21 protein-coding genes are annotated in these 22,368 nt (G+C 44.4%); 19 read left to right on the top strand and 2 right to left on the bottom strand.

Annotation, left to right across the window (positions count from 1 at the left end):
• Positions 1-40: 40 nt before the first annotated feature.
• The 4 genes from pheA to rpsA all read left to right on the top strand — a co-directional run bounded on the left by pheA (position 41) and on the right by rpsA (position 6,000).
• Positions 41-1,162 (top strand): prephenate dehydratase, encoded by a 1,122-nt coding sequence (pheA, locus tag AABA11_RS10435; RefSeq protein WP_338267668.1) that lies wholly within the window; start codon positions 41-43, stop codon positions 1,160-1,162.
• A gap of 48 nt (positions 1,163-1,210) precedes the next feature.
• Positions 1,211-3,433 carry a bifunctional prephenate dehydrogenase/3-phosphoshikimate 1-carboxyvinyltransferase gene (locus tag AABA11_RS10430; protein WP_338267666.1) on the top strand — a complete coding sequence of 741 codons (2,223 nt, stop codon included), beginning with the start codon at positions 1,211-1,213 and terminating at the stop codon, positions 3,431-3,433.
• Between the two features lie 19 nt (positions 3,434-3,452).
• On the top strand, positions 3,453-4,136 hold the full coding sequence (gene cmk / locus AABA11_RS10425) for a (d)CMP kinase (protein WP_265730023.1): 684 nt from the start codon (positions 3,453-3,455) through the stop codon (positions 4,134-4,136).
• A 181-nt stretch (positions 4,137-4,317) separates the two neighbouring features.
• Positions 4,318-6,000 carry a 30S ribosomal protein S1 gene (gene rpsA, locus AABA11_RS10420; RefSeq protein ID WP_338267663.1) on the top strand — a complete coding sequence of 561 codons (1,683 nt, stop codon included), beginning with the start codon at positions 4,318-4,320 and terminating at the stop codon, positions 5,998-6,000.
• Positions 6,001-6,133: 133 nt separating this feature from the next.
• On the opposite strand, the gene AABA11_RS10415 is transcribed toward rpsA, so the two are convergent.
• Both AABA11_RS10415 and tsaA read right to left on the bottom strand, forming a co-directional pair.
• Positions 6,134-6,382 (bottom strand): hypothetical protein, encoded by a 249-nt coding sequence (locus tag AABA11_RS10415; protein WP_338267661.1) that lies wholly within the window; start codon positions 6,380-6,382, stop codon positions 6,134-6,136.
• Positions 6,383-6,393: 11 nt separating this feature from the next.
• Entirely contained in the window at positions 6,394-7,113 is a 720-nt protein-coding gene (gene tsaA / locus AABA11_RS10410) for a tRNA (N6-threonylcarbamoyladenosine(37)-N6)-methyltransferase TrmO (protein WP_338267659.1), read from the bottom strand.
• Between the two features lie 131 nt (positions 7,114-7,244).
• Here tsaA and AABA11_RS10405 point away from each other — a divergent pair, with 131 nt between their 5' ends.
• From AABA11_RS10405 to AABA11_RS10335, 15 genes are all read left to right on the top strand, one after another.
• The gene (locus tag AABA11_RS10405; RefSeq protein WP_338267658.1) at positions 7,245-8,504 is read left to right on the top strand and encodes a glutamate-5-semialdehyde dehydrogenase; all 1,260 of its coding nucleotides are present in this window, start codon (positions 7,245-7,247) and stop codon (positions 8,502-8,504) included.
• Entirely contained in the window at positions 8,494-9,159 is a 666-nt protein-coding gene (gene nadD / locus AABA11_RS10400) for a nicotinate-nucleotide adenylyltransferase (protein ID WP_338267657.1), read from the top strand. The genes AABA11_RS10405 and nadD overlap by 11 nt, the downstream gene beginning before the upstream one ends.
• Positions 9,160-9,173: 14 nt before the next feature.
• Complete coding sequence (gene rsfS / locus AABA11_RS10395; protein ID WP_265730017.1) at positions 9,174-9,527, top strand: ribosome silencing factor; 354 nt, start codon at positions 9,174-9,176, stop codon at positions 9,525-9,527.
• 11 nt (positions 9,528-9,538) lie between these two features.
• On the top strand, positions 9,539-10,006 hold the full coding sequence (gene rlmH / locus AABA11_RS10390) for a 23S rRNA (pseudouridine(1915)-N(3))-methyltransferase RlmH (protein WP_265730016.1): 468 nt from the start codon (positions 9,539-9,541) through the stop codon (positions 10,004-10,006).
• Positions 10,007-10,015: 9 nt separating this feature from the next.
• A complete protein-coding gene (gene mrdA, locus AABA11_RS10385; protein ID WP_338267654.1) occupies positions 10,016-11,899 on the top strand; it encodes a penicillin-binding protein 2 in 1,884 nt (627 codons plus the stop codon).
• Positions 11,889-13,010 carry a rod shape-determining protein RodA gene (rodA, locus tag AABA11_RS10380; RefSeq protein WP_265730014.1) on the top strand — a complete coding sequence of 374 codons (1,122 nt, stop codon included), beginning with the start codon at positions 11,889-11,891 and terminating at the stop codon, positions 13,008-13,010. Before mrdA ends, rodA begins: the two co-directional genes overlap by 11 nt.
• Positions 13,007-14,065, top strand: a complete 1,059-nt coding sequence (mltB, locus tag AABA11_RS10375; protein WP_338267652.1) for a lytic murein transglycosylase B — start codon at positions 13,007-13,009, stop codon at positions 14,063-14,065. The genes rodA and mltB overlap by 4 nt, the downstream gene beginning before the upstream one ends.
• 46 nt (positions 14,066-14,111) lie before the next feature.
• Positions 14,112-14,987 carry a septal ring lytic transglycosylase RlpA family protein gene (locus AABA11_RS10370; RefSeq protein WP_338267650.1) on the top strand — a complete coding sequence of 292 codons (876 nt, stop codon included), beginning with the start codon at positions 14,112-14,114 and terminating at the stop codon, positions 14,985-14,987.
• A gap of 83 nt (positions 14,988-15,070) precedes the next feature.
• Positions 15,071-16,219 (top strand): D-alanyl-D-alanine carboxypeptidase family protein, encoded by a 1,149-nt coding sequence (locus tag AABA11_RS10365; protein ID WP_338267648.1) that lies wholly within the window; start codon positions 15,071-15,073, stop codon positions 16,217-16,219.
• 25 nt (positions 16,220-16,244) lie between these two features.
• The gene (locus tag AABA11_RS10360) at positions 16,245-16,550 is read left to right on the top strand and encodes a YbeD family protein (protein ID WP_265730010.1); all 306 of its coding nucleotides are present in this window, start codon (positions 16,245-16,247) and stop codon (positions 16,548-16,550) included.
• Positions 16,551-17,195: a lipoyl(octanoyl) transferase LipB gene (gene lipB / locus AABA11_RS10355; protein WP_338267645.1), complete on the top strand. Its 645-nt coding sequence runs from the start codon at positions 16,551-16,553 to the stop codon at positions 17,193-17,195.
• 1 nt (position 17,196) lies between these two features.
• Positions 17,197-18,156: a lipoyl synthase gene (gene lipA, locus AABA11_RS10350; RefSeq protein ID WP_265730009.1), complete on the top strand. Its 960-nt coding sequence runs from the start codon at positions 17,197-17,199 to the stop codon at positions 18,154-18,156.
• Between the two features lie 156 nt (positions 18,157-18,312).
• Positions 18,313-20,217: a biosynthetic arginine decarboxylase gene (speA, locus tag AABA11_RS10345; RefSeq protein WP_338267642.1), complete on the top strand. Its 1,905-nt coding sequence runs from the start codon at positions 18,313-18,315 to the stop codon at positions 20,215-20,217.
• Between the two features lie 54 nt (positions 20,218-20,271).
• Positions 20,272-21,150 (top strand): N-carbamoylputrescine amidase, encoded by an 879-nt coding sequence (gene aguB, locus AABA11_RS10340; RefSeq protein ID WP_265730007.1) that lies wholly within the window; start codon positions 20,272-20,274, stop codon positions 21,148-21,150.
• Between the two features lie 297 nt (positions 21,151-21,447).
• A complete protein-coding gene (locus tag AABA11_RS10335) occupies positions 21,448-22,368 on the top strand; it encodes a GNAT family N-acetyltransferase (RefSeq protein WP_338267639.1) in 921 nt (306 codons plus the stop codon).

The raw sequence follows: 22,368 nt of genomic DNA, 5'->3' as shown, positions 1-22,368 counted from the left end.
CACTTTTTAAAGATAATAACCTCTACGGATAATAAATAGCATGTCGAATTCTAAGCAAGCAGTACCAGATACGCTGCCATTGTTGCGCGATCGTATCGACTCGATTGATTCGCAAATACAGATGTTGATCAACGAACGCGCTCGCTGCGCTCAAAAAGTGGCCGAAGTGAAATTGGCTGAACAAGGTGGTGAGGCGGTTGTCTTTTATCGCCCAGAGCGTGAAGCACAAGTGTTGCGTAGAGTGATGGAGCGCAACGAAGGCCCTTTGGGTAATGAAGAGATGGCGAAGATATTTCGTCAGGTCATGTCTTCATGCTTAGCGCTTGAAAAGCCTATGCGTATTGCGTTTTTAGGGCCAGAAGGTACGTTCACGCAGCAGGCGGCACTAAAGCACTTTGGTAAGTCTATTATCAGTGCGCCTATGGCCGCAATTGATGAAGTCTTTCGTGAGGTTGAGTCTGGCGCGGCAAATTATGGCGTTGTTCCTGTTGAGAATTCGACTGAAGGTGTTGTTAATCATACTTTGGATAGCTTTCGTGACTCGCGTTTGAAAATTTGTGGTGAAGTGGAAGAGCGTATCCACCACCACTTGCTAGTGAGTCCGAATATCAATTCAGAAGACGTCACTCATATTTATTCTCATCAGCAGTCATTGGCTCAGTGTCGCGCTTGGTTGGATCGATACTGGCCTCATGTAGAGCGTGTTGCTGTAAGCTCTAATGCGGAGGCGGCGCGTCTGGCGGCTGAGGCTGGCCGAAGTGGTCGCGCCATTGCGGCCATTGCGGGAGAAGTGGCGTGTGAGCTTTATGGTTTGACAAAAGTCTCCGCAAACATTGAGGATCGTCCTGATAACACCACTCGATTCTTAATTGTCGGCAATCAAGAGGTTCCACAGAGCGGTAAAGATAAAACGTCATTATTGATCAGTGCGAAAAATGAGCCGGGTGCTTTGTATCGATTGCTCGAAGCGTTTGAGCGTCACGGTGTGGATATGACTCGGCTAGAAACTCGTCCTTCGTTGATGAGTCGTTGGGGGTATATTTTCTACATCGATTTCGTGGGGCATTATTTGGATGATGAGTGCCGTGCGGTAATTGATGAGCTGCGCGAGCGAGCTTCGGAAGTGAAAGTGTTGGGGTCTTACCCTGTGGCGGTACTGTAGTAATTTGAAAAAGAGTGTTGTGCTTTGACTGGTGAAAATGAATTTCGGATGTCTGTAGATGTGACGTCAACTGAAAAAAAGAAATTTGGGAATGTCATGATCATCGGTCTTGGCATGATTGGTGGTTCTTTCGCTAAGGCATTAAAAGAGCGAGGTCTGGCAACGCTTTATGGTGTGGATCGCCGTGAGAGTGAGTTGGCGCTCGGGGTTTCTACTGGTGTGATTGATTACCCAGCAGAGCTAACGGAAACGTATATTTCTAAGATGGATGTCATTATTCTGGCGACTCCTGTCAGAGCGATGGAGTCGGTTTTAACAGAGTTAAAGCCTCTTTTATCTGAAAATACGTTATTGACGGACGTTGGGTCGACAAAAGGCAGTGTGATTGAGTCGGCACGCCGAGTTTTTGGAACTGTTCCTGCGAACTTTATTCCAGGTCATCCGATAGCTGGTGCTGAGAAAAGTGGTGTTTTAGCGTCCAATTCTTTGTTATTTGAAAAGCACATGGCAATAGTGACTCCTTTGCCTGACAGTAATCCTGTTTTATTGGATCGTCTTCATCGCTTGTGGCGTTCAGTCGGGGCGGATGTGGTGAGCATGGATGTTGTTCATCATGATCATGTGCTTGCCTCCTCGAGTCATCTACCGCATTTGCTGGCGTATACTTTGGTGGATGCGTTGGCCAATGGGGAGCGCAGCCAAGACATATTTAAATTCGCCGCCGGTGGTTTTCGAGACTTTACTCGAATAGCGTCCAGTGATCCGGTCATGTGGCGTGATGTTTTTATGGCAAATAAAGAGGCCACATTAGCGACATTGGATCATTTTACCGATCGTCTTGCTGACATGCGTGCTGCGATTGAGCAGGGCGATGGCGCGAGTATGTTTGGTGTGTTTACCCGTGCAAAGTCTGCGCGAGATCATTTTCTTCGATTGTTAGAGCAACGTACAATCGGTTCATCAAAAGAAGTTCGGCCAGTATCGGTTTCTGTCTTGCCTGCTTCTGTGGTCAAGGGTGATATTTCTTTGCTGGGTGACAAATCTTTGTCACATAAAGTCATTACTATAGCGGCGCTTTCAAGTGGGTTGAGTGAGATAAGAAACATCGATTTGACGGGAGATGTTCGCATTACAATGCAGGCCTTCCGCGATATGGGTGTGGTTATTGAGGAGTCGTCCGTTGATTCTTTGCGAATTCACGGCGTGGGCCTTCGCGGTTTGAAAGCGCCGATCGCACCAATCAATGTCCATCAATCACGTGAGAGCTTGTATTTGTTGTTGCCGGTTTTGGCTGGCCAGCAGTTTCCTGTCACTGTGGTGGCGGAAGGGGGGCTGCTTAATCAGCCGATGGGTGATTTGTTCTCCTTGATTCGTGAGATGGGGGGGGAAGTGGTCTCGGAGGTTGCAGATTGTTTGCCTGTGTCATTGTCGCCAAACGTGTCGTTGGATGTGTCGGTATACTTGAAAACTGCTTCTGGAAGTTTGCGTATGGCGGCGTTTTTAGCGGCTTTGTATTCGCCTGAAAAAGGTCGAGTTGTTCAACCGCAGCGTTCGCTTTCTCATAGTGATGTGCTTTTCCGGTACTTCGGTGCAAATATGTCTGCTTTGGAGGATGGCTTCGACATTAAGCCAATGCCTTTGCAGGGGGTGGATGTTGTTTTATCGGGCGATGAATATGAAACCGTATGGTTGGTGCTACTAGCCAATTTGCTGCCGGGCTCTGAGTTGATGATAAGCAATGCTGGATTGGACTCGGTATCCTTTGCCTTCTTGTCTCTTTTGAAATCTATGGGTGCCGATGTGACGCTTCCCGTGCGGGGGCAATCAGGACTTTATGAAGGTGAAGTGCGAGCTGGATTTGCTGAGTTGCATGCCTTTGAATTGTCGACTGAACAGTGTTATCAGTTTAGAGATGAGCTTCCTTTACTGTGTGTTGCTGCAGCGTACGCCAAGGGTGAGAGTCGTATTAAGGGTATCGGCGCATTGCCATATTATTGTGAAGACAGGGTATTGGCGATTGTTGACGCGCTAGAGCAGATGAACATTGTTTGTGCTCATGATGAGGGTGATTTATTAATTACAGGAGGTCTTCCACAGGGTGGTGAATTGGACTGTGCGGGCGATGATAAGTTGGCTCTTGCCATGTTTTTATTGGGTGCGCGTAGTCAGTCCGTAACAAAAGTAAATGATTGTCAAAAATTATTAGAAGAATTTAATGAGTTGGAGAGCGTTGCGATGCAATTAGGTTTTCATTGCTCGGTAACGCAGTAGTTTTTTAAGAGGAATAGTTATGATCAACCAAGGCCCAGTTATTACGATTGATGGTCCAAGTGGTGCGGGTAAGGGCACTGTAAGTCAATTAATCGCAGAAAAGCTGGGGTGGCACATACTTGATAGTGGTGCTTTGTATCGATTGCTTGCTCTTGCTGTGTCGCATCATGGCATGTCTGCAGATGATGTGGATATGTTGAAAGTTCTTGCAGAGCATTTGGATATTCAGTTTAAGCAATCTGAAGAAGGCCGTGTTGATATTATTTTGGAAGGCGAAGTGGTAACACAAGCCATTCGAACGGAGGAAGTTGGCAACTCAGCGTCTAAGTTAGCGGCTATTCCAGAGGTTCGTGAAGGGTTGTTGTTGCGTCAACGCGCTTTCTCGCAAGCGCCAGGTTTGGTGGCTGATGGACGAGATATGGGGACAGTGGTTTTTCCTTCTGCTCAAATAAAAGTATTTTTAACCGCTTCAGCGGAAGAACGAGCACAAAGACGTTTGCAGCAATTGCAGCAAAAAGGCGAAGCTGTTAACCTAGAAGAACTTGTAAAAACGATTAAAGAACGTGATGAGCGTGACGCCAATAGAGCTATTGCTCCTCTTGTCCCAGCGGCAGGCGCGTTAGTTATCGACAGTACAGATTTGACGATAGAGCAGGTTGTCGAGATGATTTTTGCGGAAACCGTAAAAGCCGGTCTTGTATAATCTGTTCTTTTTTGCGTCTACTTTTTTTTAGCCAAATTGTGCTAGAATAGATTAAATGTTGTTCAAGTCGGCAAGGGTGCCAGCAAGCCTTTGTCGCATCATCCAAAAAAATTGACCCACATTTGCTGGCAGTGTGGATAAGGCCTAGCTCTTTTAATAGGCCGACTATATAGGAAATACAATGACTCAAAGCTTCGCAGAACTGTTTGAAGAAAGCCTGTTAACCGTCGAAATGGCGCCAGGCTCAATTGTTACTGGTATCATTGTTGATATTGACAGTGAATGGGTAACTGTTCATGCAGGTCTTAAATCTGAAGGCGTAATTCCTCGTTCTCAGTTCCTAACGGAAAGTGGTGAGTTCAACTTAAACATCGGTGACGAAGTTAAAGTTGCACTTGACGCTGTTGAAGATGGTTTCGGTGAGACTAAATTGTCTCGTGAAAAAGCTAAACGTGCAGAAACTTGGTCTGTTCTTGAAAAAGCTTACGAAGAAAATGCCATCGTTCACGGTGTTATCAACGGTAAAGTTAAAGGTGGCTTCACAGTTGATATCGCTAATATCCGTGCTTTCTTGCCTGGCTCTTTGGTAGATGTTCGCCCAATCCGCGACACGTCTCACCTAGAAGGTGTGGATCTAGAGTTCAAACTTATCAAACTTGATCAAAAACGTAACAACGTTGTTGTTTCTCGTCGTGCCGTTATGGAAGCGACTAACAGCGCTGAACGCGAAACATTGCTTGCTTCTCTTGAAGAAGGTCAAGAAGTTAAAGGTATCGTTAAGAATCTTACTGATTACGGTGCTTTCGTTGATCTTGGTGGTGTTGATGGTCTTCTGCACATCACTGATATGGCTTGGAAACGCATTAAGCACCCAAGCGAAATCATTGCTGTTGGCGATGAAATCGACGTTAAAGTTCTTAAATTCGACCGCGAGCGTAACCGTGTATCTCTAGGTCTTAAGCAGTTGGGTGAAGATCCATGGGTGGCTATCAAAGCTCGTTACCCAGAAAACACTAAAGTAACTGCTAAAGTAACTAACTTGACTGATTACGGCTGCTTCGCAGAGCTTGAAGAAGGCGTAGAAGGTCTAGTACACGTTTCTGAAATGGATTGGACTAACAAAAACATTCACCCATCTAAAGTTGTTCAGATTGGTGATGAAGTTGAAGTTATGGTTCTTGACATCGATGAAGAGCGTCGTCGTATTTCTTTGGGTATCAAGCAGTGCACAATGAACCCATGGGAAGAGTTTGCTACTTCTTTCAACAAAGGCGACAAAATCTCTGGCGCAATCAAGTCTATCACTGACTTTGGTGTGTTCATTGGTCTTGATGGCGGTATCGACGGTCTTGTTCACCTATCTGACCTATCTTGGGACGAAACTGGTGAAGAAGCAGTTCGTCAATACAAGAAAGGCGATATGCTAGAAACAGTTGTATTGTCTATTGATGCTGAGCGTGAGCGTATTTCTCTAGGTGTTAAACAACTAGAAGAAGATCCGTTCCTAGCTTTCGTTGCTGAAAATGACAAAGGCACTATCGTAAACGGTACTGTTTCTGAAATTGATGCAAAAGGCGCTGTTGTTGTTCTTGCTGAAGGCGTTGAAGCTACTTTGAAAGTATCTGAAATCAGCCGTGAGCGTATTGAAGATGCAACAACTGCATTGAAAGAAGGCGATAAAGTAGAAGCGGCGATCATCAACGTTGATCGTAAGGCTCGCACTATCACTCTTTCTATCAAGCAGAAAGATGCTACTGAAGAAAAAGCAGCGTTGAAATCTCACTCTGAGAAACAACAAGTTGAAGCAAATGGTCCTACCACTATCGGTGATTTGATCAAAGCGCAACTAGAGAACCAAAACTAAGTTTTGATTCTTGCTGTTATAAAAAAGCGGACTTAGGTCCGCTTTTTTTTACATATTTTTTTGAAATTATTGACAGGAAAACTATACACATAACATGTGGATAACCATGGGTATAGTTGCTGTGTATGTTTTGTTAACGCAATGCCGCCAGTAATGTTTCGGTATCCTCTTCGCTCCAATCTTTTTTATTCAGTAGTGCTTTTAATGCATTGCTTTGCTGTGTGTTGTGTAGGTTTTTTTGGAATTTTGCGTAATGAAAGTCTTTAATAAGGCGCTCATCGTCTTTAGAACGGTAAAGTGACGGTTTTTCGGCAGTTTTTTGGGTTTCTTTATTTAATTTATCGACCGTTTTATATGTGTTCAAAAACTGCTTTTTATGCATGTCATGCTCTCTTACTCTTGTTCAATTCTAAGAATTTCAAAGTGATCGTTTCTTGCGCACCATTTTACATTAATGTCCCAAAGTTTTATGCCATGCTCTCTGTGTGTCTGCTCTGACAAATAAGAAGGTCTTGGATCTTGCTCTACTATTTGTTCAATTAAAGTGCTTATCTCTCTTTTGTGCAAACTTTGATACTGCTCGCATTGTGTTTTTGCTTGTTCTGAAAAGATTATGGGTTTCTTGGGTGACTGGCTTGGTGTTGGTGCAAAGCCACCTTTGGCATCAGTGATGCTGTCTGCGTAGGGCAGGTAGGGTTTAATGTCTAGAACGGGGGTTCCATCAAGTAAGTCTGCTCCGTGCAAATCGATGAATATTTTTTGTTTTTCTTGATATATACGACCTATTTTTACCACGGACAGGCCTATTGGATTGGGTCTGTGTGTAGCGCGAGTGGCGAATATCCCCATTTTTATTTTCCCGCCCAAGCGGGGAGGGCGTATTTTTGCTTTCCAATTTTCGGTTATGCAGGCATGGAAAATAAACTGTATCCAGATATGTGAAAAACCATCAAGTCCATCTAATACATCAAGGCGATTGTAAGGCGGAAGAAGTTCTATTTTTGCGGTGGCCTCTGTCACTAAACCTGGTTGGCGAGGGATGCCAAACTTTTCTTTGTAACAGGAGTGAACGATGCCAATGGTAGACAGGGTGAAAGAGTTAGGGGGTGGCAATGGAAGATCCTTTCGTAAAAAACGGCACTAAATGAATAAAAATATTGTGGTAGTATACTGACTTGGTTTAAGAGATCGCGATTTATTTGCTGGTCTGTTGTCTGTTTTTTTACTTTTAATAGAGATTAAAAATGTCCTTAGAATCTTATATGAATCAAATTGGTCAGCAAGCTAGGGCGGCTTCGCGTCTTCTTGCTAAAGCATCCACAAAGCAAAAAAATATGGCTTTGTTTGCCATGGCTGATGCTTTGGAAGTTGCACGACCTCGATTGATATTAGAGAACGCTAAAGACTTAGAGAGCGGCGAAGAGAAAGGCCTTGATGCGGCGTTGATTGATCGATTGCGTCTGGATGATGCGCGTATTGATGGAATGATTGAAGGTTTGCGTCAAGTCGCTGCTTTGCCGGATCCTGTCGGTGAAATCACAGACATGGTATTCCGTCCTTCTGGTATTCAGTTGGGTAAAATGCGTGTTCCTTTAGGTGTGGTGGGGATTATTTATGAGTCTCGTCCTAATGTCACCATTGATGCCGCTAGTTTGTGTCTGAAATCGGGTAATGCGACTATTTTGCGTGGTGGCTCAGAAGCATTTCATTCAAATCAGGCCATCGCAGAGGCGGTGTCTGAAGGATTGAAAGCCGTTGGTTTACCAGAGTTTGCCGTACAAGTCTTGAACACGACAGATCGTGATGCGGTTGGTAAATTGATCACTATGCCTGAATTTGTGGATGTGATCGTTCCGCGAGGTGGCAAAGGATTAATTGAGCGCATTAGTAAGGATGCAAGGGTACCTGTTATTAAGCATCTTGATGGCAATTGTCATGTCTATATTGATGATGAAGCAGATTTAGAAAAAGCGTTTAACATTGCGTTAAACGCCAAAACACGTCGCTATGGTGTGTGTAATGCAATGGAGTCGTTGTTGATTCATCAATCGGTTGTTGGCGATATCTTACCAAGGCTGGTTGCTGCCTACACAGAAAAAGGGGTCGAGTTAGTTGGGTGTGAGGCTTCACAGGCTTTTTCTTCCGCAATTGGAAGAGCGACGGAGGAGGATTGGTTTACCGAATACCTCGCGCCAAAACTGTCTGTGAAAGTCGTGTCTGATATTGATGAAGCCATTGCGCACATTAATCAGTATGGCTCACATCACTCGGACGCCATCGTTTCCTGTAATTATTCAAAAACGCGTGCGTTCATGACCGAAGTGGATTCTTCTTCTGTCATGGTTAACGCATCTACGGCCTTTGCGGATGGTTTTGAATATGGCTTGGGTGCGGAAATTGGTATTTCAACGGATAAAATACACGCTCGTGGGCCAGTTGGGCTGATTGGTTTAACCAGTCAAAAGTATATAGTGTTGGGTGACGGTCATACTCGTGACAATTAACGCAAAAGGAAATGTGAAAACGGCTGGGTTGGCCATTATGGGGGGGACATTTGATCCTGTTCATAATGGCCATCTTAGAACAGCGGTTGAGATTTTGGACCGTTATCATTATTCGGCTTTGAAGTTGATTCCTTGTTTTCAGCCAGTGCATAAAGATCGGCCAAGTGTCATGCCTCAGCAAAGGCTTGATATGGTAAAGCTGGCCATGTCTGGTGATGCTCGTTTAAGTGTTGATTCTAGAGAAATTGATCGCGAAGGTCCTAGCTATAGTATTGATACGTTACGTGACCTTAGGGTAGAAATGGGGCCAAATGAGCCACTTATTATGGTGTTGGGAATGGACAGCTTTTTGTCCCTTCCTACATGGCATGATTGGCAAAAAATTATTCAATATGCGCATTTTTTGGTGGTGTCTCGTCCAGGTTGGGAGCCCGATTTAATCTCTGAATTGAGTGGTTTTTGCGAAAACTATCGTGCCGCCTCACCGCATGAGTTACAATGCGCGCCCTCAGGGCGAATCTGGTTTGAAACACTCACTCCTTTGGGAATATCCTCTAGTATGATCAGAGGGTTAGCTCGAAAAAATGAGTCTATTGCTTACCTTTTACCAGAGCCCGTTCAGAATTACATAGAGCAACATCAATTATATCGATAGGAAAACGTAATTATATGAGTCAACTTAATCTCACAGCAGATCAAATTTTAGCTTTTGCTGTTGAAGCATTGGAAGATGTCAAGGGTGATAAAATCACTGTGCTTAATGTCGGTAGTCATACCGATATGATGGATTACATGGTGATTTGTACGGGTACTTCTAAGCGTCATGTGAATGCGCTGGGTCAAAATGTATTTGAACACTTGAAAGGAAAAGGTCTTCAGCCACTAGGTTCTGAAGGTCGTGGTATGGGAAGTGACTGGGTTTTGGTTGATTTGCATGATGTTGTTGTGCATGTGATGACAGAAGAAGCACGAGCATTTTATGACCTTGAAAAATTGTGGGACATTAAACCAGAACAAATTTAAGGCTCTTTTTAATGCGTGTTCGTTTGATTGCTGTTGGCAGTAAAATGCCCAAATGGGTGACAGAAGGCTATGATGAGTACTCAAAACGCCTTCCAAAAGATTTTGCATTAGAGCTTTTAGAGATCCCGATGTCACCTCGGGGGAAAAATACTGACATTGCAAAAGCCATTCGAAAGGAAGGCGATCTCATGCTAGAGGCGATTCCTCCAAGCGATAAGGTTATTGCCATGGAGGTGTTGGGTAAAGAATGGTCTACTGAGCAGTTAGCGGACCAAACTGGGCAATGGCGAATGGATGGATATAATGTCAGTCTGTTGGTTGGTGGCCCAGATGGACTTGACCCAAGGTGTACTGCGCGAGCTGACCAAGTGTGGTCTTTGTCTCGTTTGACCTTGCCACACCCCATGGTGAGAATTATTTTAGCGGAGCAGATTTATCGTGCTTGGACGCTTATGAATAATCACCCGTATCATAGGTAAGGTAGACAGGTGAGTCGTCGACATCAAAATTTTCGGAATTATCGCCAAGAGCAGCGGCTCACTCAGCACCGTCTGATCGCCGCCGCCGTTTTTGTCTTGGTGCTTGTTATTATTTTGATGGCTCGACTTTTTTACCTGCAAGTCATAGAACACGATTTATACCAAACGAAAGCGGACGACAATCGGGTAATGCTGGTGACCGAGCCGCCACCTCGCGGGCTAATTTACGACCGTAATGGCGTTATTCTGGCAGACAATCGGCCTATTCACAGTTTGACGGTAACCCCTGAGCGTATTGACAGTCTTCCTCAGTTAAAAACAGCGCTTTCTGACATTATCGAGATAAGTGATGATGAGTGGGAAGACTTTGAAGACCGTCTTAAAGAATATCGTAGACCATATCAGTCTTTAACCTTAAAGCCTCAACTGACCGATGAAGAATGGGCTAGAGTGTCTGTTGATCTGTACCGATTGGATGGTGTTCAGGTTGAGGCGCAGCTGACGAGATACTACCCATATGGCGAGGCGTTTGCTCATGCTATTGGTTATGTTGGCCGTATTACTTCAAAAGATTTAGAAACCGTTGACCGACAAGCCTATCAAGGGGCTTTATTTATCGGTAAAACGGGCATCGAAGGTTATTACGAAAAAACATTATTTGGCGAAGCTGGCCTCAGCAAAGTTGAGGTGAATGCGCGTGGTCGAATAATGTCAGAATTGGATCGGCAAAACCCCACACCAGGTAAAGACTTGCATCTGTATTTAGATGCTAGATTGCAGCAGTACGCCTATGATCTGTTAGGTGATTATACGGGCTCTGTTGTCGCCATTGACCCAACTACAGGTGGGATCTTGGCGCTGGTTTCTAAGCCAGGTTATGATCCCAATCTATTTGTTCGTGGCATTTCTGTTGCTAACTACAGTGCGCTGCGTCAATCTAAAAAACTCCCCCTTTTCAATCGTGCGTTGCGTGGTGGTTATCCGCCGGCATCGACAATCAAGCCCTTTATGGCACTTGCAGGCCTTGAATATGGGTTTGCTTCTTGGACGGAACGATATTTTGCCAAAGGCTATTACCAAATTAACCCGGACGGGCGTCGTTATCGAGACTGGAAACGAACGGGGCATGGATGGATTGATCTAGAGCGCTCTATTATCGAATCGGTTGATACTTACTATTATCAATTAGCGAATAAAATGGGTATCACGCCCATTCATAATTTTTTAACCCGTTTTGGTTTTGGGCAAAGTAATTTGTTGGATTTAAATGGCGAGAGCAATGGTTTATTGCCTTCCAATGAGTGGAAAAAGGCCAAGTATAAAGAACCTTGGTATCCGGGGGATTCTGTTAACGTCGGTATCGGTCAAGGGTTTATGGTGGCCACTCCTGTTCAAATTGCTTCTGCGACCTCTGCATTAGCCAGTAAAGGTCATTATTTCTATCCACGCATGGCTCGTACGATTGGTGAGCAAGCTGCCACGTTTGAGAATGGATTGGGTGATGAGCACGACATCGTATTGAAAGATCAGAGAAACTGGGGGCGGATGATAGATGCCATGCGAAAAGTGGTAACAGATTCTCATGGTACAGCAAGACGCTTGCAAGGTACTGAGTATGATATCGCAGGGAAGACAGGAACGGGTCAGGTGTTTAGTTTGCAAGAAGACCAAGAATACGATGCGGATGCGCTGGAAAAGCGCTTGCATGATCACGCTTTATTTATTGGTTTTGCGCCGGCGAAGAATCCTAAAATTTCTGTTTTTGCTATTTTTGAAAATGGTGGTAGTAGTTCAAAGCCTGCTGATTTAACCAAAGCCCTGTTTGACGCGTATCTATACAATGATTACCCCGAGCGATACGACTACTTAAAAGGGAACAACAATGTCAGATAGTGTGTATCGTAGAGTCTTATCTTTTACTAATGCTCGTTTGTGGAAGTTGGTGCACATCGATGTCTTGCTGATGGCCTCATTGCTGTTATTAATTGTCGGTGGCCTTTTCGTCTTGTATTCCGCATCCGGTCAAAATGTCGCAATGGTCGAGCGCCAAGTGTTTCGATTGGCCATAGGTCTATTGGTGTGTTTAGCGCTGGCTCAGTTGCCGCCTAAGTATATGAAACGCGCATCCCCAAGTTTATTCATTTTTATTACCGTTTTGTTGATTGGTGTGTTGCTCTTTGGCGTCGGGGCCAAAGGGGCGCAACGTTGGTTAGCTTTGCCCGGCGGTTTGCGATTTCAGCCTTCTGAGATCATGAAGATCGTCATGCCAATGATGATTGCGTGGTACTTTTCGGATAGGCAATTACCGCCGAACATAAAACAAATTTTATCTGTGCTTGGCTTAATTGTTGTGCCCGTATTAATGATAGCGAAACAGCCTGATCTAGGGACATCGCTGTTGGTGGCAGTGTCCGGCATTTTTGTTCTCTTTCTTGCTGGCTTAGGGTGGCGTTATATTCTTGGCGCTGCCGCGATGGCTCCGGTTGCTGGTTATGCATTATGGCAGTTTATGCACGACTATCAGCGTCAAAGGGTGTTGACCTTCTTAAACCCTGAAAGTGACCCTTTGGGTTCTGGGTGGAATATTATCCAATCCAAAACGGCGATAGGGTCTGGTGGAGTGTATGGGAAAGGCTTTTTAGAAGGCACGCAAGCGCAGTTAGATTTTCTCCCTGAAAGTCATACTGATTTTATTATTGCCGTGCTTGCCGAAGAGTTTGGCATGCTGGGGTGTGGTGTTTTGATATTGGCGTATTTACTGGTTATTGCTCGTGGTTTGTACATAGCGGCGAATGCAGAGGATAACTATGCGCGGTTATTAGCGGGCAGTTTGACGCTTACTTTTTTCGTATACATGTTTGTAAATATTGGGATGGTGTCAGGTATTTTGCCTGTGGTTGGGGTACCCTTACCGCTTGTCAGTTACGGTGGTACTTCGATTATTACCATCATGGCGACATTTGGGATTCTAATGTCAATACAAACACATAAAAGAGCAAGATGATGATTAAGCAAGCTGCATGGTTGTTTTTAGCGCTTGGTCTGACTGCATGTAGTAGTACGGATCATTCTACATTGCCTTCCAATTCTGGTGTCAGTGATGCTCTGCTGGAGGAAATGCCTGAAGAATGGGCTGACTCTTATGCGGGTAATCCTGAGGTTCAACTTTTTATAGAGCGTCTCGTACGCTTATATAATTACGACAAGTCACGCTTAGAATTGGCGTTTTCACGCATTAAGCTGCGTCCGAAAGTCATTGAAAAATCGGACAATCAACCGGAAGTCATTACCCCTTATTATGAGTATAAGACACGTTTCGTAACAGAAGACAGAGCGAAGCTAGGTCAGGCGTTTGCGAAACGGAATGAATATTGGTTGCGTAAAGCTGAGCAAGAGTTTGGTGTTGAGCCGCGGGTGATCGTCGCTTTAATTGGTGTCGAAACCTATTATGGTCGTATAACAGGATCCAAAGATGTTTTTACTTCGTTAACCACGTTGGCTTTTGATTACCCAAGGCGAAAGGAGTATTTTCAAAGCGAACTAGAAGCGTATTTATTGCTAGCCCGTAAAGAAGGTTGGAACATTGGTGAAACGAAAGGGTCATACAGTGGTGCGATGGGCATGGTGCAATTCATGCCGAGCAATTACCAAAAGCTGGCACTTGATTATGATAAAAATGGCCACATTGACCTATGGGGTTCCGAAGCAGATGCCATTGGTAGCGTCGCAAACTACTTAAAGCACCACGGCTGGCAGTCAAAGCAGCCTTGGTATGTTATGGCGTATGTTTCTGACCCTGAAAAAGTGACAGATTTGGTCAATTATGGCCGTAAAGCGAGTACCGAAATGTCGGATTGGTCTGCTTTGGATGTTTTGCCGACTCAACCGTTTATTCCCAGAAAAACAGGTTTGATCGCATTGCGTACCGCTCCAGAGACAGTGTCGTACTGGCTTGCTTATGAGAATTTTTTTACGATTATGGATTATAACCCGAGTAGACGATACGCCATGTCAGTATTGGAACTCGCTGAGAGTATAGGGCGTTATGAAAGTCATTAACATACTGTTAGTAACCAGTGTTTGCACGCTGGTACTAAGTGGATGTATGAGTACTCGCCATGTTTTAGGCAAAGACGACATTGATTATGAAAAGGCCTCTGGTGGTGGTCGTTATACTATTTTGCAGGACCATGCGCCAACAGGGGACATTAAAGTTGACCATCTACCTGACCTAGTACCAAAGTGGGAACAAAAAAGTCGGGGTGGGAACAAGAGTCCTTATGAGGTTTGGGGTAAAAAATATTGGGTGATGGATTCGGCACAGGGTTACGTCGCAGAAGGGACGGCATCCTGGTACGGCAAAAAATTTCATGGTCATAAAACCTCAAATGGGGAAACATATGACATGTACAGCTTCTCAGCCGCTCATAAATCACTGCCGCTCCCAACCTATCTCAAAGTAACCAACCTTGATAATCAGCGATCGGTTATTGTTAGGGTGAATGATCGCGGGCCATTTCATGGCGACCGGTTGATCGACCTCTCATACGCTGCTGCGGCCCGCTTGGATTATCATAAAAAAGGGTTGGCTAGAGTGAGAATAGAGGCCATAACGCCGTCACAGGGGCAACGTTATTCTGCACCTAATACGCCGTCAGTAGAGTCTGTAAAGCCGCCGGAGACCTTGCCAATAAAGGCTTCAGATGATGGTGGCGCTGAGGTAAAAATAGACTCTTCTGGGTTGGTGTTTTCACATCTTCAACTGGGGGCGTTTAGTGCAGAAGATTCGGCAGATAAGCTCAAGCAGCGACTTTTCGAAGCATTTGATACCCGTGTTAACGTGGTCGTTAACAAACAAAATGACGGCCTATATAAAGTGTTTGTTGGGCCATTTAATGGTGCAAACGAATTGCAAGAATGGCAAACGAAATTGCAACAGGAGGGGTTTGGTAATCCGGTGAGAGTTGCCTTGATCCCGTAAGTACACTTTTTTTGGGCTAGAGATTCACAGAGTGCTCTAGTATGATTTGCTAACATTTTTTTTAGAAGACGATATTTTTGAGTATGAAAAAACTCCTAGTAACACTATCCCTAATAGTCAGTTTTGTTAGTGGCTCTGTTTTTGCCGCTCCTTCATTAATTCCGACACCGCCACAGTTGTCTGCGAGCAGCTATATTCTTATGGATGCGTACACGGGCGATATATTGGTAGAGCATAATGCAGATCAAGCTCTACCACCGGCAAGCTTAACAAAGTTGATGACCGCTTATATCGTAGAATATGAACTTGCTCGCGGTAACTTATCTCTTGAAGATAAAGTTAGTGTCAGTGAAAAAGCGTGGCGCATGGAAGGCTCGCGAATGTTTATTCGTGAGGGAACTCAAGTTAAGTTAGAAGACTTAATGCGTGGCATTATCATTCAATCTGGCAATGACGCCAGCGTCGCGGCTGCTGAATATGTGGCGGGAAGTGAATCTGCGTTTGCAGATCTTATGAACCAGCATGCTCAATTGCTTGGAATGGAAAATACTCATTTCGTAAACGCAACGGGCTTTCCTGCAGAAGATCATTATTCAAGTGCCCACGATTTGGCTAAATTGGCCAGAGCGACCATCCTGCATTTTCCAGAAAACTACGCCATGTATTCTGAGAAAGAATTTACTTACAACAACATCCGCCAACCAAACCGTAACAAACTCTTGTGGCGTGATAAGACGGTCGATGGCCTGAAAACAGGTCACACTGATGCGGCTGGTTACTGTCTAGCGGCATCGGCAGTTCGAAATGGCACTCGATTAATTACCGTTGTTATGGGCACAAAGTCTGATACAGCGCGAGCTGTCGAATCGCAAAAATTACTTGATTATGGGTTCAGATATTACGAGACACGTAAGTTATATAGTCGTGGTCAAGTTGTTAACAATGCTCGTGTGTGGGGCGGAAGCCAGTCTAATGTGAAAGTCGGTTTTTCAGAAGATGTTTTGGTAACCATGCCACGTCAACAAGGCGATTCCATTCAAACTACGCTAGACATGCAAAAAGAAATTGTTGCTCCGATTGCTGTTGGCGATGTGTTGGGTAAAATTGTGGTTGGTTCGGGTGAAAATATTCTATTGGAGCGTCCTGTTGTTGCTCTAGAGGCTGTAGAAGAGGGTGGTTTCTTCAAGCGAATGTTTGATAAAATTAAACTCTTTTTTATGAACTTATTTTAAGCCCTTAGTGGCGAATGGTAGAGTAATGGCACTAATTACGAAAGACGGCGATCAGGCTGAAAAAGCAGTAGACGCACCCAAAATTGAGTTCCCTTGTGAAAACTATGTTATTAAGGTGGTCTCTATAGATGTGGAAGGTGTTCACGCTGACATTACACAATGTCTACTGACTCATGCTCCTGAAATGAACACCTCGGCTGAAAACATTAACCGTTCTAGCAAAGGTCGTTTTATTAGCTTTAGCTTTCGCATTGTGGCTCAAAGCGAAGACCAATTATCGGCTTTGCACCGCGACTTAATGTCGATTGAAGCCGTTAAGATGGTTATGTAAATGCAGCTAGACTTAATTTGCCGTGATTTGGGTGTCATTGACTACGCCGATACATGGGAACGAATGAAGGAGTTTACTCAAACTCGTTCAAAAGACGATGCGGATGAGATTTGGTTATTAGAACATCCGCCATTGTTCACTCAAGGGCAAGCAGGCAAAGAAGAGCATCTTTTGGCCCCAGGAAATATTCCTGTAATTCAAGTCGACCGTGGTGGTCAGGTCACGTATCATGGCCCTGGCCAGCTGGTTGCTTATGTCATGGTTGACTTAAAGCGTCTTGGCATTGGTGTACGTGATCTAGTCAGTGTACTGGAAAACTCGGTAGTCGGTGTCTTAGCAATGAACAGCATTGATGCTTATCCGAAACCGGATGCGCCTGGTGTGTATGTTACCGAGCAAAAGATAGCATCATTGGGGTTGCGTGTACGCAGAGGCTGCTCATTTCATGGGTTGGCTTTGAATGTTGATATGGATCTCACCCCATTTAATCGTATCAATCCGTGTGGCTATCAAGGTTTACAGATGGTTGATATGAAGCGTCTTAATCAGAACGCTAATTTATCGAATGTAAAGGTTCAGCTGGCTAATCAGCTTGCTGAGCATCTCGGATATTCCAATCCGACTATCCAACAAGGGTGGAGTTAGAATGACAGCAGAACGCAAACGCGTTGTCCAAGGGGAAAAGCTACGCGGTGCCGATAAAATGGCGCGTATTCCCGTTAAAATTGTTCCAACAGAAGAAATTCCTCGCAAACCAGATTGGCTACGTGTTCGTATGCCGGCTTCTCCTGAGATTGCACGCATTAAAGCAACCTTACGAGAGCACAAGTTGGCTTCTGTTTGTGAAGAGGCGAACTGTCCTAATCTAGGTGAGTGTTTTAGTAACGGAACGGCAACATTCATGATTATGGGTGAGATTTGTACGCGTCGCTGCCCTTTCTGTGATGTGGCTCATGGTCGCCCTAATCCATTGAGTGCTGATGAGCCAAAAGAGTTGGCTGCAGCGATTCGAGATATGAAGCTTAAGTACGTTGTTATTACGTCTGTTGACCGTGATGACCTTCGTGATGGTGGTGCGCAGCATTTTGTGGACTGCATTAGAGAAACACGTGCAGAAAGTCCAAATATTGAAATTGAGACACTTGTTCCTGATTTCCGTGGTCGTATGGAAGTGGCTGTTGATACCTTATCGATTGCTCCACCGGATGTGTTCAATCACAACTTAGAATCCATTCCGCGTTTATATCGTCAAGTGAGACCGGGTTCTGACTATCAATGGTCGTTAGATTTGTTGAAGAACTTCAAAGATCGTTGTCCAGATGTACCAACTAAGTCAGGTTTGATGGTTGGTATGGGTGAGACATTCGAAGAGATTGTTGAAGTATTGAAAGATTTGCGAGCACATAATGTTGATATGCTAACAATCGGTCAGTATTTGCAACCATCTAAGCATCACTTCCCTATGGCGCGTTTTGTTCCGCCTGAAGAGTTTGCTCGTTACGAAGAAGTTGCAAAAGAATTAGGGTTTAAACACGCCGCTTGTGGACCTTTGGTTCGTTCCTCTTATCATGCAGATAAGCAGGCTCATGGTGAGCGCGTTTCTTAATTTTTGGATGCGTTATAATAAAGCGGAGTTAAGATGCGTCTTAGCCCCGCTTTTTTTTATTCGTTTGAAACGTAAAATATATATCTGTATTTTACAATGCCATACCTTATATTCACACAGTATGGATTTATAAGTCATTAGACTTTTGGAGATAATATGAAGCCTTGGTCAATCAAAGATTCAATGGAACTATACAATGTTGGTCATTGGAGCAGTGGTTTTTTTTCAATTAATGACAAAGGCAGGGCGATTGCTTTACCTGATAGAGAAAACAGTATTGATTTGACTGAGCTTTCTGTTGCGTTGAAGGAGCAAGGTATTCCATACCCTTGTCTTGTTCGCTTTCCTAATATCCTGCATTCGCGCATTGAGAAAATTACGAACTCGTTTCAGCAGGCGATAGATCACTATGATTATCAGGCCAAATACGCGATCGTGTACCCTATCAAGGTAAACCAACAGCGTCGAGTGGTTGAGGAAATTGCAGCGTGTCAGCCTGATAATGCATCGACAGTTGGCTTGGAAGCCGGAAGTAAGCCAGAGTTGATGGCAGTACTGGCTATGCATAAAAATGCGGATGGTATTATTGTTTGTAATGGCTACAAAGACCGTGAGTTCATCCATCTTGCATTGATGGCTGAAAAAATGGGACACCAAGTATTTATCGTGGTCGAGAAAATGCACGAACTGGATTGGATTCTAGAAGAAGCAGCCAAAATCAATGTTCAGCCGCGAATTGGTATCCGTATTCGATTGGCGTCAACTTGTACCACGCACTGGGGTAACAGTGGCGGTGAAAAGTCTAAATTTGGTTTAACGACGTCTCAGTTATTACGTGCCATTGATCGACTGCGTGAGTTGGATCTGTTGCATTGCCTAGAACTTATTCATTTCCACTTAGGCTCACAAATTACTCGTATCCGAGACATCCAAAACAGCTTGAAAGAATGTGCCCGTTACTATGCCGAATTGCATCAGATGGATGTTAAGGTGAAATGGGTCGACGTTGGTGGCGGATTGGGCGTGGATTACGAAGGAACTCGTTGTCAAAATGATTTCTCTGCGAACTACAGCATTGGCGAGTACGCGAATAACGTAGTGTTTGCATTCCATAACGTGTGTGAACAATACGAACTTCCACATCCGCACCTTATTTCTGAGTCTGGCCGCGCGGTCACAGCGCACCATGCGATGATGATTGCGGATGTATTTTCACACGGTGCAGAGCTGTTGCCGATTGAAGAGCCAGCAGAGGACAGTGAGCTTGAATTGCAACGACTTTGGGCTTCTTACCAAAGCTTGAAAGGCCAGAATGATGATGAAAGCCGATCTTTAGTCGAAATTTATCATGATTTACTGGATGATTTTAACGACAGTTTGACCTTGTACAATCATGGTCAGCTTAACCTTTCACAACGTGCGCAAGCCGAGAATCTTTTCTTGTCTGCGTGTCGCAATCTATTGCCACGCTTAGATAACCGAAACAGAGGTCATCGGGCGGTCATAGATGAGCTTAATGAGCGTTTGGCTGAAAAGTTGTTTGTTAACTTGTCGGTTTTCCAATCCATGCCAGATGCGTGGGGAATCGACCAATTGTTCCCAGTATTGCCTTTGCAAGGTTTGGATCAAGCGCCTTCTTTTAGAGGAAAAATCCAAGATGTAACCTGTGACTCTGATGGCTGTTTATACAGTTATGTTGATGGTCAAGGAATTGAGTCTTCTTTGCCTTTGCCTCCACCGCCACCAAAAGGTGAAGATTATTTGATGGGGTTCTTCTTGGTGGGCGCGTACCAAGAGACGTTGGGAGATTTGCACAACTTGTTTGGTGACACTTGCTCCGTGGATGTTTACCTGACTGAAGATGGTTTTAAGATTGACCATGTATTGAAAGGTGACAGCGTTCAAGATGTTCTTAAATCTGTTAGCTATAACGAAAATGAGCTGCTTAAACGTTACCAAGACAAAGTCGCTGCTAGCCCGCTGACTCAGGAAGAGCAGGTGACCTTAATGGCAACCTATAAAAAAGTACTCGAAGGCACAACGTATTTAACGCAGGTTTAAGTTGGACGGTAGTAATAATCGTTGTGCATTTCGAAATATTGGAGGTATTGAATTATGAGTAATGTAAAAGTCGCGTGTGTGCAAATGTCGGTTGGTACGGATTTTCAAGCGAATTTAGACAATGCTGTGGCGCAAGTTAGAGAAGCGGCAGCGAATCAAGCCAACATTATTTTGTTGCAAGAATTGTTCATGGGGCCGTATTTTTGTATAGATCAAAAGCCTGCCTATTTTGACTGGGCCCAACCAGTGAACGATTGTTTGGCCATTCAAACCATGAGCCAGCTTGCTAAAGAGCTGGGCGTGGTTTTACCCATTAGCTTCTTTGAGCGCGATGGTAATGTGTTTTATAACTCGTTGGTTATGATTGATGCCAACGGAGACGTGATGGATTTATACCGTAAAACACACATTCCTGATGGTCCTGGTTACCAAGAAAAATACTACTTCACACCAGGGAACACTGGTGTGAAAGTATGGGATACCCAATTCGGACGCATTGGGTGCGGTATTTGTTGGGATCAGTGGTTTCCTGAGTTGGCTCGTGAGTTGGCTTTGAAGGGAGCCGAGCTGATTTTCTATCCAACTGCCATCGGTTCTGAGCCGCCTTACCCTGAATGGGATTCAAAAGATCATTGGCAGCGTACGATGCAGGGGCATTCTGCGGCAAATATGGTGCCGGTGATCGCCGCGAATCGGGTTGGTCGAGAAGACGGTGAGAATAGCTTTATCCAGTTTTACGGTTCGTCTTTTATGACCGATGAAATGGGCGCTATGAAGTGTGTCGCGGGTCGTGATGAAAATACTATTCTGTATTCTGAGTACGATCTGGAGGCGATACGTAAAGCGCGCCGATCGTTTGGTTTGTTCAGAGACCGTCGTCCTGATCAATACCATGCCATTACCTCAGGTGCTGGCATTACTTGGGAAAAGTAATTTATAAACAAAAAAAGTGCCCGCATGATGCGGGCACAAAGCTTTCCATATCCCTATTGATATAAAGGGGAATATCAATAGGGAAGATCTATTAACACTTGGCTTTTCGAAGCCTAAACAAAATATAAAAATAGTGTATACGGTACTTTCTCAGTACCTCTGACGATGTTTAAATACGTAATTCCAGCCTTCAATAAGAAAGAGAGCTTTCGTCAGTATAGATCTGTCCAAAACGTAGATACTAACTATAGCCGTAGATTTTACATTCGTGCGGATATAATTTGTATTTGTGTGTTTATGAGCAATTCACTCCAACGTATCAGAGAGTCCATGAGCGTATTTAGTTCCCCAGAATCGACACCTTATTTTGCGATAATGCTATCCAGCAAGCTTATGTTGAATGATTTGACGTACCGAATCATGGCTGAAAAAACGCTTGAGTTGGCTAAGGAGCAACCCGGCTTCCTCGGCGCTGAGTGTGGCTCTGGAGAAATGGATCTGTTGGTGACGTATTGGAGCACAAGAAAAGCCGCCGACGCATGGTTGAATCATGACATGTTGCGTCGGATTCTATCGATTGGTGAAAATTTCTGGTATGAAGATTATTCGTTAAAGTTGTTTGAAGTGATGAAAGACATGCGCTTTAAGTGTTCTGATCAAACTGTACATGCGTCTCGTTTTCCGCGAATTGAGACAGAAAGAGGGGTGCTGCGCATACTGGATGAATCGCAAGCGCCGTTACTGCATGACTATATTAATCAAGAAAAGACGTTCCTGGCACCGTGGGAGCCGTTGAGAAGTGAAGGCTATTATTCTCTTGAAACTTGTATGCTGCGGGTTCGAGAAATGCGTCGTGATTTCTTGGAAGATAAAGGGGTGGTGCTCTGTTTTCTATCTCCAAATGAAGACAGGATGCTCGCTTATACCAATTACTCGAATATTATCCGAGGTGTTTTCCAAGCCTGTAACCTAGGTTACAGCTTGCGAGAGAGTGAGCAGGGAAAAGGCATCATGCATGAAGCGTTAAAAGCGGGTCTGGACTATCTGTTTAAAGAACTGCACATTGATCGCATACAAGCCAGTTATATGCCTCGAAATGCACGCAGTGCGGCGGTGCTGAAAAAGCTTGGTTTTGATAAAGAGGGTGTTGCCAGAGACTATCTGAAAATTAATGGTCAATGGGAAGACCATATTCTCACCGCTCTGGTGTTGCGTTAG

The sequence above is a fragment of the Marinomonas pontica genome, assembly GCF_036322735.1.
Taxonomy (GTDB): Bacteria; Pseudomonadota; Gammaproteobacteria; order Pseudomonadales; family Marinomonadaceae; genus Marinomonas; species Marinomonas pontica.
The sequence above is the reverse complement of the archived record's forward strand: the minus strand, read 5'-3'. Positions and strand labels throughout refer to the sequence as shown.

Bases quoted from the DNA above. Each gene is read 5' to 3' on its own strand.
- aguB (WP_265730007.1), top strand. From the start codon at position 20,272: ATGAGTAATGTAAAAGTCGCGTGTGTGCAAATGTCGGTTGGTACGGAT.
- AABA11_RS10360 (WP_265730010.1), top strand. From the start codon at position 16,245: ATGGCACTAATTACGAAAGACGGCGATCAGGCTGAAAAAGCAGTAGAC.
- rlmH (WP_265730016.1), top strand. From the start codon at position 9,539: ATGCGTGTTCGTTTGATTGCTGTTGGCAGTAAAATGCCCAAATGGGTG.
- rodA (WP_265730014.1), top strand. From the start codon at position 11,889: ATGTCAGATAGTGTGTATCGTAGAGTCTTATCTTTTACTAATGCTCGT.
- AABA11_RS10415 (WP_338267661.1), bottom strand. From the start codon at position 6,382: ATGCATAAAAAGCAGTTTTTGAACACATATAAAACGGTCGATAAATTA.
- AABA11_RS10370 (WP_338267650.1), top strand. From the start codon at position 14,112: ATGAGTACTCGCCATGTTTTAGGCAAAGACGACATTGATTATGAAAAG.
- mltB (WP_338267652.1), top strand. From the start codon at position 13,007: ATGATGATTAAGCAAGCTGCATGGTTGTTTTTAGCGCTTGGTCTGACT.
- cmk (WP_265730023.1), top strand. From the start codon at position 3,453: ATGATCAACCAAGGCCCAGTTATTACGATTGATGGTCCAAGTGGTGCG.
- lipB (WP_338267645.1), top strand. From the start codon at position 16,551: ATGCAGCTAGACTTAATTTGCCGTGATTTGGGTGTCATTGACTACGCC.
- AABA11_RS10430 (WP_338267666.1), top strand. From the start codon at position 1,211: ATGTCTGTAGATGTGACGTCAACTGAAAAAAAGAAATTTGGGAATGTC.
- AABA11_RS10335 (WP_338267639.1), top strand. From the start codon at position 21,448: ATGAGCAATTCACTCCAACGTATCAGAGAGTCCATGAGCGTATTTAGT.
- lipA (WP_265730009.1), top strand. From the start codon at position 17,197: ATGACAGCAGAACGCAAACGCGTTGTCCAAGGGGAAAAGCTACGCGGT.
- pheA (WP_338267668.1), top strand. From the start codon at position 41: ATGTCGAATTCTAAGCAAGCAGTACCAGATACGCTGCCATTGTTGCGC.
- speA (WP_338267642.1), top strand. From the start codon at position 18,313: ATGAAGCCTTGGTCAATCAAAGATTCAATGGAACTATACAATGTTGGT.
- rsfS (WP_265730017.1), top strand. From the start codon at position 9,174: ATGAGTCAACTTAATCTCACAGCAGATCAAATTTTAGCTTTTGCTGTT.
- AABA11_RS10365 (WP_338267648.1), top strand. From the start codon at position 15,071: ATGAAAAAACTCCTAGTAACACTATCCCTAATAGTCAGTTTTGTTAGT.
- rpsA (WP_338267663.1), top strand. From the start codon at position 4,318: ATGACTCAAAGCTTCGCAGAACTGTTTGAAGAAAGCCTGTTAACCGTC.
- AABA11_RS10405 (WP_338267658.1), top strand. From the start codon at position 7,245: ATGTCCTTAGAATCTTATATGAATCAAATTGGTCAGCAAGCTAGGGCG.